This is a genomic window from Mesorhizobium sp. M5C.F.Ca.IN.020.32.2.1 (genome assembly GCF_004023105.1).
GTDB lineage: Bacteria > Pseudomonadota > Alphaproteobacteria > Rhizobiales > Rhizobiaceae > Mesorhizobium > Mesorhizobium wenxiniae.
Window position 1 is genome coordinate 1 of the sequence record NZ_RZSX01000110.1, and the last position, 10,723, is coordinate 10,723.

Here is a 10,723-nt window from a genome sequence, read left to right on the forward strand (position 1 = left end):
GGCCTTGCTCCGGACCTCGGCGAAAAATGCCGATGGCGCTTATCTGTGTCTCCGAACGTGGCGATTCAAGGGCACGAAGATTACACTTTCGTAACATACCCGTGATCGGATCGACTGTCAGGGATGTTGCCGGAACCGGCGGTTGAGGCCGCCTTTGGCATGGACCACGACGCTGCGCCGCGCTATCCCTTCGTCCCATGAAAAAAGGCGATCATCTCTTCCTTGTCGACGGTTCCGGCTACATCTTCCGTGCCTATCACGCACTACCGCCGCTGACCCGCAAATCCGACGGGCTGCCGACCAGTGCCGTGCTCGGCTTCTGCAACATGGTGTGGAAGCTGACGCAGGACGCCCGCAACACCGATGTCGGCATCGTGCCGACGCATTTCGCCGTCATCTTCGACTATTCGTCGAAAACCTTCCGCAACGACCTCTACCCCGAATACAAGGCCAACCGCTCGGCACCGCCGGAAGATTTGATCCCACAGTTCGGCCTGATCCGGCAGGCGACCAGGGCCTTCAACCTGCCCTGCCTCGAGATAGAAGGCTACGAAGCCGACGACCTGATCGCCACCTATTGCCGGCTTGCCTGCGAAGCCGGCGCCGACACCACCATCATCTCCTCCGACAAGGATCTGATGCAACTGGTCGGCCCTTCGGTCGCCATGTACGACCCGATGAAGGACCGCCAAATCGGCGTTCCCGAGGTGATCGAGAAATGGGGCGTGCCGCCGGAAAAGATGATCGACCTGCAGGCGCTGACCGGTGATTCGGTCGACAATGTGCCGGGCGTGCCCGGCATCGGGCCGAAGACGGCGGCGCAATTGCTGGAACAGTTCGGCGATCTCGATACGCTGCTCGCCCGTGCCGCCGAGATCAAGCAGGACAAACGGCGCGAATCGATCATTGCTAATGCCGACAAGGCGCGCATTTCGCGTGAGCTGGTGACGCTGAAGAACGACGTGCCGGGGATCGGCGGGCTCGACGATTTCGTGTTGCACCCGCCCGACGGACCAAGGCTGATCGGCTTTCTCAAGACGATGGAATTCTCCTCGTTGACCCGCCGCGTGGCGGAAGCGACCGGAACGGAAGCGGCTGATGTCAAGCCCGTTCCCGTCATTATCGAGCGCGCCGACACCGCGCATGGTCCCGATGTCGGGTTTGGAGTGCCGGCAGCCGCCGAAAGAGCGGCAGAGACAGTGACAGACGAAGCCGGGGAAGCAGTGCCGGCCACCATCAAGGTGGAACCCAAGGAAGGTGACACCCCTTCGCTTCTCTCGGCGCTTCGCTTCGAGGACGCCACTGGCAGCAAGATCGACGCCAGCGCTTACGTCTCCATCCGCGACACAGCGGTGCTGAGGGCATGGGTGGCCGAGGCGATGGAGACCGGCATCGTTGCCTTCGACACCGAGACCACGTCAGCCGATCCGATGCAGGCCGAGCTGATCGGCCTGTCCATAGCCACCGCGCCCGGTCGCGCCGCCTATGTGCCGTTCACCCACAAAAGCGGCAACGGCGACCTGCTCGGCGGCGGAGTAGTCGAAAACCAGATCCCGATCCGTGAGGCGCTTGGCATTCTGAAGCCGTTGCTGGAGGACAAGTCGGTTCTCAAGATCGTGCAGGAGCTGAAATACGACCTCGTCGTCATGAGCCGCCACGGAATCGATGTCGCCCCCTTCGACGACACCATGCTGATTTCCTACGTGCTCGACGCAGGCACGTCAGGCGGCCACGGCATGGCGGCTCTGTCGGAAAAGTGGCTCGGCCACTCGACCATTGCCCTCAAGGATCTGGCCGGCTCTGGAAGAAGCTTCGTCGGCTTCGACCAGATCGACATCGACAAGGCAACGGCCTATGCCGCGGAGCACGCCGATGTGACGCTCAGGCTCTGGCGGGTGCTGAAGCCACGGCTTGCCGCCAAGGGCCTCGTCTCGGTCTACGAGCGGCTGGAACGGCCGCTGGTGCCGGTGCTGGCAAGGATGGAGCAGCGCGGCATCTCCGTCGACCGGCAGATCCTTTCGCGGCTCTCCGGCGAACTGGCACAGGGCGCCGCGCGGCTGGAGGATGAAATCTACCAGCTCGTCGGCGAGCGCATCAATATCGGCTCGCCAAAACAGCTCGGCGACATCCTGTTCGGCAGGATGGGCCTGCCCGGCGGCTCCAAAACCAAGACCGGCCAATGGTCAACCTCGGCGCAGCTCCTGGAAGACCTCGCCGCCGAAGGCCACGAGCTGCCGCGCAAGATCGTCGACTGGCGCCAGCTGACCAAATTGAAATCGACCTATACCGACGCACTGCCCGGTTTCGTCCATCCCGATACGAAGCGCGTCCACACCTCCTACGCCCTTGCCGCGACAACGACGGGACGGCTGTCGTCCTCCGATCCCAATCTGCAGAACATTCCGGTACGCACCATCGAGGGGCGGAAGATCAGGACGGCCTTCATCGCCGACAAGGGCAACAAGCTGGTTTCCGCCGACTACAGCCAGATCGAGCTGCGCGTGCTCGCCCATGTCGCCGAGATCCCGCAGCTCAAACAGGCCTTCGCCGACGGCGCCGACATCCACGCCATCACCGCGTCGGAGATGTTCAACGTGCCGGTCGAGGGCATGCCCTCGGAGATACGCCGCCGCGCCAAGGCGATCAACTTCGGCATCATCTACGGCATTTCCGCCTTTGGTCTCGCCAACCAGCTGTCGATCCCGCGCGAAGAGGCCGGCGCCTATATCAAGAAATATTTCGAACGCTTCCCGGGCATCCGCGACTACATCGACGCGACCAAAGCCTATGCCCGCGAATACGGCTTCGTCGAAACGATCTTCGGCCGCCGCATCCACTATCCGGAGATACGGTCGTCAAACCCGTCAGTCCGTGCCTTCAACGAGCGCGCCTCGATCAACGCGCGGCTGCAGGGCACCGCGGCCGACATCATCCGCCGCGCCATGATACGCATGGACGATGCGTTGGAAAAGGCAAAGCTTTCCGCCCGTATGCTGCTGCAAGTGCATGACGAGCTGGTCTTCGAGACGGCCGAAGCGGAGGTCGAGGCGACGATCCCCGTCGTGCGCCATGTGATGGAGAACGCTGCGATGCCGGCGGTGTCGATGTCGGTGCCGCTGCATGTCGATGCCCGCGCCGCCGACCATTGGGAAGAGGCTCATTGATGCGCCCAAGCCAGGTGTGTTGAGATTCAGGTCAGGCCGAGTCGAAAATGGTGGGTTCCGAGAACCGGAGCGGAACGTACTTTTGGGTACGTGAGCACCGGAAGCGTAGGAAGCCACCATTTGCAGGCCGGCTTCACCTGAATATCAATACACCTTAAGCCGCCTCGGCCAGGCATTTGGCACAGGTGCCGCGGAATTCGATCACTGCCTTCTTGGCGGCAAAGCCGGTCGAGCGTACCCATTCGTCGAGCCGGTGTCCGACATCATGGTCGGAAAATTCGGTCACCTGCCCGCATGTGTCGCAGATGGCAAAGGCGGTCATCGAATGGCTGTGGTCGTGCGGCTCGGCGCAGGCGACAAAGGAATTGAGGCTTTCGAGCCTGTGCACGAAACCGGACTTAACCAGCGTGTCGAGTGCGCGATAGACCTGCAGCGGTGCGCGAAAACCCCGCTCGCGAAGCTGGTCAAGCAATGTATAGGCGCTGAGCGGCCCGCTGGCGGCCTCGAGTTTCTCGAGCACGCACAACTGGTTTTTCGTCAGCACATCCCTTGCTGCCATGATCCTGTTTCCAACCCGTTTGCGCCGCTCGCATGGCATTTCCGCATGCAAGCGGCTTCAATTCTATCCAGATAGCGACGAACGGGCCTTTTTGCTACTGTTTCTGTGCTGGCATGGCCCAGAAGCCGGCCAACTCCGGGCAGGCTTAAATTTCGAAGCAGCCATTGGCGGGCCGAGTAAATAAACCGGGGGGAGCAGTTCCCGCCGCACCTGGTCGGCTACGCGTTGCCAGTCACTTCTGTAGTGAATCACTTCCGTGGTGGATCACTTCCGTGGCGGACCTTTGCGCTCTGCGGAGGCGGCCCACAGATTGATGTCGGCTTCGCGCGCATACGTGTCGATTTCCGCGAGCTCGGCATCGCTGAAGTCGAGCGCCTTCAGCGCGCCGACGCAATCCTCGACCTGTTCCGGCCGGCTGGCGCCGATCAGCGCCGAGGTCACCCGGCCCTTGCGCAGCACCCAGGCCAGCGCCATCTGCGCCAACGTCTGGCCGCGTCGGCCGGCAATCGCGTTCAGCGCCTTGATGTTGGCGATGGTCTTGTCGTTGATGAAGGCCGGCCTCAGCGACTTGCCTTGGCTGGCGCGGCTGCCCTCAGGGATGCCGCCGAGATATTTGTCGGTCAGCATGCCTTGCGCCAGCGGCGTGAACACGATCGAGCCGACGCCGAGCCCCTCCAGCGTGTCGAGCAAACCATCGTCCTCGACCCATCGGTTGAGCATCGAATAGCTCGGCTGATGGATGACGCAAGGCGTACCGAGCTGCTTCAAAATGTCGGCGGCCTCGCGCGTGCGCTGCGAATTGTAGGAAGAGATGCCGGCATAAAGCGCCTTGCCCGAGCGCACCGCGTGATCGAGCGCGCCCATCGTTTCTTCCAGTGGCGTTTCGGGATCGAAGCGGTGCGAATAGAAGATGTCGACATAGTCGAGCCGCATCCGCTTCAGGCTCTGGTCGAGGCTGGCCAGCACATATTTGCGCCCGCCCCATTCACCATAAGGCCCGGCCCACATTTCGTAGCCGGCCTTGGTCGAGATGATCAGCTCGTCGCGATAGGAGGAGAAATCCGTCCGCAGGATTTCGCCGAAAGCTGTCTCAGCCGAACCGGGCGGCGGGCCGTAATTGTTGGCGAGGTCGAAATGCGTGATGCCGAGATCGAAGGCCTTGCGCGCGATCGCCTGTTTGGTCCGGTGCGGCGTGTCGCCACCGAAATTGTGCCAGAGGCCGAGCGAGATCGCCGGCAATTTCAGGCCGGATCGCCCGCAGCGATTGTAGATCATTTTCTCGTAGCGGTTTTCGGCAGGCACATAGGGCATGGGAAATCCTTTAGATCAATGCGAGCCCGGCAGTTGCCACCGCAAAAAAGGGTGAGTCGGCTCTGCCCCTCACCCTTAGCGTCTCGCCGTTTCTATGGGGAGAGGGGTCGACGTAAACAACACGTGTCGCAATCACTGAAGCGCTTGCCCTATTTCTTCTTCGCCAGGAGCCCTTTCTTCTTCGCCAAGAGCGCTTCCGCATCCTTGACGCCCAGTGCCGCAGGGCGTTCGCAGGTGGTCTGCATGGCAACGAACTTTCCGCTCGCGCCCGACCGCAACATGCCGGTCATCACATCCACGGCATGCAGCGCCAGCTCCATCGAGCACCGGTGCGGCCGGCCTTCCGCAATCGCCAGCGCCATGTCGGCGAGACCGGCGGTGCGATAGTTGGCCATCATGCCGTGCGAATGCATCTGGTTGGCCACGCCGAACGGATGCTTCCATTTCGGCAGCTTCTTGACCGGCTTGGCGGCGTCGGTAAAGCGAACGTCGCCGCCGAAGAAGTTCGGATCCGGCAAAAACACCGTGCCCAACTCGCCGTAGAGTTCCATCGGCGCGTGGCCATGGCTCCACACGTCCCAGCTGGTATTGAGCGTCACCACGGCGCCATTCTCGAACTCCATCACGCCATGAATCGTCGTCGGCGTGGCGACCAGGATTTTTTCGCCCGCGCGAGGCTTGGACGAGATCGTGCGTTCTGTCTTCGGGATCGAAGCAAAGGCTGCCACCTGCTTCACCGGTCCGATCAGCTGGATCAGATTGGTGATGTAATAGGGTCCGATATCGAGCACCGGACCGGCGCCAGGCTGGAAGAAGAAGTCCGGATTGGGGTGCCAATGCTCCATCCCATGGCTCATCACATGGCATGTGCCGCTGGTGATCTTGCCGAGCTTGCCAGTGTCGATCAGGTTGCGGACAAGCTGGTGCGCGCCACCGAGGAAAGTGTCCGGCGCCGAGCCGATGCGCAGCCCGTCTCGCTCGGCCAGCTTCTTCAGATCGAGCCCTTCCATGACCGACAGCACGAAGGGCTTTTCAGAATAGACGTGCTTGCCGGCATCGAGGATCTGTTTCGATACCTCGTAGTGCACCGCCGGAATGGTGAGATTGACGATGATGTCGATGTCGCCGGCCTTGAGCAGCCCTTCGACCGTCTCGGCGCGCAGCTTGAACTCCTTCGCCCGCGCCTTGGCCGCATCCATGTTGATATCCGCGCAGGCGCGCATCTCGATGCCGCGAAACAGCGGCGCCAGCGAAAAATATGCTTTCGAAATGTTGCCGCAGCCTACAACGCCGATCCCAAGTTTTCTTGCCATGCTGATTTGCTCCTAATAGGTCCTGGCGGCTGCGATCGAGCGGCGAGCGAAACGCTCGATGTCGTTGGGATTATCCTGTTCCATGACGTAGTATTTGGCGGCACTCTTGGCGCGCAGCGCCTTGATCAGGCCGGCCCAGTCGATCGTTCCGTGGCCGACATCGGACCAGCCGTCCTCGTCAACGCCCTCGCCAGGCTTGGCAATGTCCTTGACATGGACGGCGACGATACGTTTGCCATATTTCTCGATCCAGGGCAGCGGATCGCCGCCGCCGCGCACCACCCAGGCCACGTCCATCTCCCAGCCGATGTCGGGTGCCGCCGCGACGATGTGCTCCTGCGGCATCGAGCCGTCGGCAAGCTTCTTGAACTCAAAATCATGGTTGTGCCAGGCAAAGCCGTAGCCGGCTTTCTCAGCCGTCTCGCCGATCTTGGCCAGGCGTGCGCCGAAGCCGCGCCAGCCGGCGGCGTCGGTTGGCCTGCTCTCGGCGACCAGATAGGGGCAGATGAGCAGTGTGATGCCGAGCGCGTCGGCGATTTTGCGCACGCCATCGAAATCCTTCTCGAGCGCGTCGATCGAGAAATGGCCGGTCGGCATGGCGAGCCCGTTCTTGTCGAGTTCGGCACGAAACGCCTTGGGATCGTCATAAACGCCGCCGAACCCTTCGACTTGCGCGTAGCCGAGCTCGCCCAGCATCTTGAGCACCGCTTCCCAAGGTTGGAAATTGCGGGCGCTGTAAAGTTGGAATGACCAATTCATCGTCTCTGTCCGTTCTCTGGGGGATGGATGGGCTTGAGGGTGAAATTTCGGGGAGTTACAGGCGGTTGCCGGTTGCAGCGTCGAACAGCGAAGCGCGCATCGGGTCAAAACCGATGCTCACGGTGTCGGCGTTGTTTGGCGTGCGCTCGGATGTCACCCTAACCGTGAAATTCTGATTTGCGAGCTTCAGCCAGACCAGCGTGTCGGAGCCCATGGGTTCGACGACGACGACATTAGCCGTCGCTGTGAAAGGCCATCCAGCGCCGCTGTTGAACGCGACATGCTCGGGCCTGATACCGAAGACGGCCGCCCCCGGCACGGGCTCCTTTTCGAAAGCGTAGGTGGCAAGCGGGATCCGCACATCCTCGGCGACGAAGTGCCAGTTGCCATCGTCCTTCTCCAGCCTGCCGTCGAGGAAATTCATCGCCGGCGAGCCGAGGAGGCCGGCGACGAACCGGTTGACCGGGCGATTGTAGATCGTCTGCGGTGCGTCGAGCTGCTGGATCACGCCGCCCTTCATCACCGCGATACGGTCGGCCAGCGTCATCGCCTCGATCTGATCGTGGGTGACATAGATCATGGTGTTCTGCAGCTTGCTGTGCAGCAGCTTGATTTCAACACGCAGTTCCGCGCGCAGCTTGGCGTCGAGATTGGAAAGCGGCTCATCGAACAGGAAGACGTCGACGTCGCGCACCAGCGCCCGCCCGATCGCCACACGCTGGCGCTGGCCGCCCGAAAGCGCCGACGGCTTGCGTTGCAGCAATGGCTCGATCTGCAGGATTTCAGCGGCCCGCGCGATGCGCTTGGCGATCTCGTCCCTGGGAATCCCGGCAACGCGCAGCCCGAAGGACAGGTTCTTTTCAACCGTCATCTGCGGGTAGAGCGCATAGGACTGGAACACCATGCCGATGCCACGGTCCTTGGGCTCCTCCCAGGTGACGTTCTTGCCCTTGATGAAGATGCGGCCGTCCGAAACGTCGAGCAGACCGGCGATGCAGTTGAGCAAGGTCGACTTGCCGCAGCCGGACGGGCCGAGAAGCACGATGAACTCGCCCTCGGCGACATCGATGTTGAGCGTCTCCAGCACCGACACTGCGCCGAAATTCAGCGACAGGTCCTGGATCGAGACACTGGGATTTTCCATTCTTGTCATCATCATCCTTTCACCGCGCCGGCAGCGATGCCACGCACGAAGAGCTTGCCGGAAACGAAGTAGACGACGAGCGGTACGAGGCCGGTCAGGATGGTGGCGGCCATATTGACGTTGTATTCCTTCACGCCCTGCACCGAGTTGACGATATTGTTGAGCTGCACCGTCATCGGATATGTGTCGGGGCGAGTGTAGACGACACCGAACAGGAAGTCGTTCCAGATGCCGGTCACCTGCAGGATGATGGCGACGACGAAGATCGGCAGCGACATCGGCAGCATGATACGAAAATAGATGCCCCAGAAGCCCGCGCCGTCGACGCGCGCCGCCCGGAACAGTTCATCCGGCATGGAAGAAAAATAGTTGCGGAACAACAGGGTCAGGATCGGCATGCCGAAGATGGAATGGACGATCACCAGACCGCTCAGGCTGCCATAGAGGCCGATTTCGCGCAGGATGATGACGATCGGATAGATCATCACCTGGTAGGGGATGAAGGCGCCGACGATCAGGATGACGAAGAAAGTGTCGGCGCCCTTGAAGCGCCAGTTGGCAAGCGCGTAGCCGTTCACGGAAGCGATCGCGATCGACAGGATGACCGACGGAACGGTGATGCGCACCGAATTCCAGAAGCCGCGCGAGAGTCCGTCGCAGTTGAGGCCGGTGCAGGCGCTGGACCAGGCCTTCACCCAAGGCTCAAAGGTGATCTCGAGCGGCGGTGAGAAGATGTTGCCGAGGCGTATCTCCGGCATGCCCTTGAGCGATGTCACCACCATCACATAGAGCGGCAGCAGATAGTAGAGCGCCACCACGATGAGCGTGCCATAGAGGAAGATGTTGCGGCGCGAGAACACATGCCGCGGCTTTGGCCCTCGCGGCCCGGATGCCTCAAGCCCGATAGAGCCCGTACCGGCAGGCAGGGAAACGGCAAGGTCAGCCACGCTTCTTGCCTCCGAATTCGAGATAGGCCCAGGGAACGATGACGACCACCACCGACAGCAGCATCATGGTCGAGGCAGCAAAGCCCTGGCCGAGGTTCTGGGCGAAAAACATGTAGTCATAGACATATTTGGCCGGCACTTCGGAGGCGATGCCGGGACCGCCGCTGGTCTGGGCGACGACCAGGTCATAGACCTTGACGATACCGGCAGCGATGATGACAAGCGCGGTGATGAAGACCGGTCGCATCATCGGGATGATGATGAAGAGATAGGTCTTCAAAGTCGGTATCCCGTCGACCCGCGCGGCCTTCCAGATATCCTCGTCGATGCCGCGCAGGCCCGCCAGCATCAGGCACATGATCAGCCCGGTGCCTTGCCAGAGCGCGGCGATCAATATGCCGTAGATGACGATGTTGGAATTGTAGAGCGGATCGAAATTGAAGCTTTCCCAGCCCAGGCCGCGCACCACCCCCTGGATTCCGAACTCCGGGTTGAGCAGCCACTGCCAGACGAGACCGGTGACGATGAAGGACAGCGCGAAGGGGTAGAGGAAGATGGTGCGGAATGTGTCCTCGAAGCGGATCTTCTGGTCGAGCAGCGCCGCCAGTATGAAGCCGATGACCAGAGAGAACACCAGCGAGAGCACGCCGTAGACCAGGAGGTTCTCGATCGAGACCAGCCAACGCGGCGTCGACCACAGTCGATAATACTGGTCGAGCCCGACGAAGTTCAGCCGCGGCAGCAGTTTTGAATTGGTGAAGGAATAGAGCACCGTCCACGCGCTGCCACCGACGAAGATCACCAGTGCGGTGAGGACCATCGGAATAGAGGCGACCTTGGCGTTAAGGTTGCGGAAGAGTTGGTTGGGGCGTTCGCTCTTGCTCATCTGCACAGCCGGGCTGGATCGGGTAAGGGCGGGAGGGTCAAGACCTTGACCCGGAGCTCCCGGCCCCGCGGTCGCGGGCCGGGAGCGAGCGGTTCGTCGACCGTCAGTCCGCTGAGGCGACGATGTCGGCGAAGCGCTTCTGTGCCTCTTCCACGGTCATGTCAGGCTTGGCGAAGAACTCGGAGAAAAGGTCCTCCTTCTGCTTTTGGGTGTCCTGTGACAGCAGCTGGTCCGTCCAGGGCATGACGCTGCCCTTGGCCAGGATGTCGAGCCCTTTCTTCATGCAGTCGTTCGCCGCCTTGAGGTCGATATCGCCGCGCACCGGCAGCGAACCCTTCTTGAGGTTGAAGGCGACTTGCGTCTTGGGATCGAGCAGCGCTTCGGCCAGCGCTTCCTGCGCCTTGGACTTTTCAGCGTCCTGCAGCAGCGGGAAGTAGAAGGCATCGCCCCCGGTGGCGATGACCTCGTTCAGGCCAAGACCGGGAAGACACGTATAGTCCTTTCCGGCGGTCTGGCCGGCAACCTGGAACTCGCCCTGCGCCCAGTCGCCCATGATCTGGCCGCCGGCCTTGCCGGAGATGACGAGATTGGTGGCCTGGTTCCAGTCCTGCACATTGGTGTTCTTCGCCATCATGCGGGC

The 10,723-nt window shown here is 61.6% G+C and carries 8 protein-coding genes and 1 pseudogene; 1 reads left to right on the forward strand and 8 read right to left on the reverse strand.

The window, feature by feature from the left end; genetic code table 11:
• Nucleotides 1–197: 197 nt before the first annotated feature.
• Nucleotides 198–3,164, forward strand: a complete 2,967-nt coding sequence (polA, locus tag EOA86_RS08160; RefSeq protein WP_128341181.1) for a DNA polymerase I — start codon at nucleotides 198–200, stop codon at nucleotides 3,162–3,164.
• Nucleotides 3,165–3,318: 154 nt separating this feature from the next.
• Here polA and EOA86_RS08165 read toward each other — a convergent pair whose 3' ends face one another.
• The 8 genes and pseudogenes from EOA86_RS08165 to EOA86_RS08200 all read right to left on the reverse strand — a co-directional run.
• Entirely contained in the window at nucleotides 3,319–3,723 is a 405-nt protein-coding gene (locus EOA86_RS08165; RefSeq protein ID WP_023675234.1) for a Fur family transcriptional regulator, read from the reverse strand.
• 264 nt (nucleotides 3,724–3,987) lie between these two features.
• Nucleotides 3,988–5,034, reverse strand: a complete 1,047-nt coding sequence (mgrA, locus tag EOA86_RS08170; RefSeq protein WP_128341182.1) for an L-glyceraldehyde 3-phosphate reductase — start codon at nucleotides 5,032–5,034, stop codon at nucleotides 3,988–3,990.
• A gap of 149 nt (nucleotides 5,035–5,183) precedes the next feature.
• Nucleotides 5,184–6,347 carry a Gfo/Idh/MocA family oxidoreductase gene (locus tag EOA86_RS08175; RefSeq protein WP_128341183.1) on the reverse strand — a complete coding sequence of 388 codons (1,164 nt, stop codon included), beginning with the start codon at nucleotides 6,345–6,347 and terminating at the stop codon, nucleotides 5,184–5,186.
• A 12-nt stretch (nucleotides 6,348–6,359) separates the two neighbouring features.
• A complete protein-coding gene (locus EOA86_RS08180; RefSeq protein WP_128341184.1) occupies nucleotides 6,360–7,106 on the reverse strand; it encodes a sugar phosphate isomerase/epimerase in 747 nt (248 codons plus the stop codon).
• A 55-nt stretch (nucleotides 7,107–7,161) separates the two neighbouring features.
• Nucleotides 7,162–8,259 (reverse strand): ABC transporter ATP-binding protein, encoded by a 1,098-nt coding sequence (locus EOA86_RS08185; protein ID WP_128341187.1) that lies wholly within the window; start codon nucleotides 8,257–8,259, stop codon nucleotides 7,162–7,164.
• A gap of 2 nt (nucleotides 8,260–8,261) precedes the next feature.
• Nucleotides 8,262–9,197 carry a carbohydrate ABC transporter permease gene (locus EOA86_RS08190; RefSeq protein ID WP_128341185.1) on the reverse strand — a complete coding sequence of 312 codons (936 nt, stop codon included), beginning with the start codon at nucleotides 9,195–9,197 and terminating at the stop codon, nucleotides 8,262–8,264.
• Complete coding sequence (locus tag EOA86_RS08195) at nucleotides 9,190–10,083, reverse strand: sugar ABC transporter permease (RefSeq protein WP_128341186.1); 894 nt, start codon at nucleotides 10,081–10,083, stop codon at nucleotides 9,190–9,192. The genes EOA86_RS08190 and EOA86_RS08195 overlap by 8 nt, the downstream gene beginning before the upstream one ends.
• A gap of 103 nt (nucleotides 10,084–10,186) precedes the next feature.
• Nucleotides 10,187–10,723: pseudogene (locus tag EOA86_RS08200) on the reverse strand (carbohydrate ABC transporter substrate-binding protein); the annotation flags it as partial.

Coding starts and splice junctions, on each gene's coding strand:
- polA (WP_128341181.1), top strand. CDS start 198: ATGAAAAAAGGCGATCATCTCTTCCTTGTCGACGGTTCCGGCTACATC.
- EOA86_RS08165 (WP_023675234.1), bottom strand. CDS start 3,723: ATGGCAGCAAGGGATGTGCTGACGAAAAACCAGTTGTGCGTGCTCGAG.
- mgrA (WP_128341182.1), bottom strand. CDS start 5,034: ATGCCCTATGTGCCTGCCGAAAACCGCTACGAGAAAATGATCTACAAT.
- EOA86_RS08175 (WP_128341183.1), bottom strand. CDS start 6,347: ATGGCAAGAAAACTTGGGATCGGCGTTGTAGGCTGCGGCAACATTTCG.
- EOA86_RS08180 (WP_128341184.1), bottom strand. CDS start 7,106: ATGAATTGGTCATTCCAACTTTACAGCGCCCGCAATTTCCAACCTTGG.
- EOA86_RS08185 (WP_128341187.1), bottom strand. CDS start 8,259: ATGACAAGAATGGAAAATCCCAGTGTCTCGATCCAGGACCTGTCGCTG.
- EOA86_RS08195 (WP_128341186.1), bottom strand. CDS start 10,083: ATGAGCAAGAGCGAACGCCCCAACCAACTCTTCCGCAACCTTAACGCC.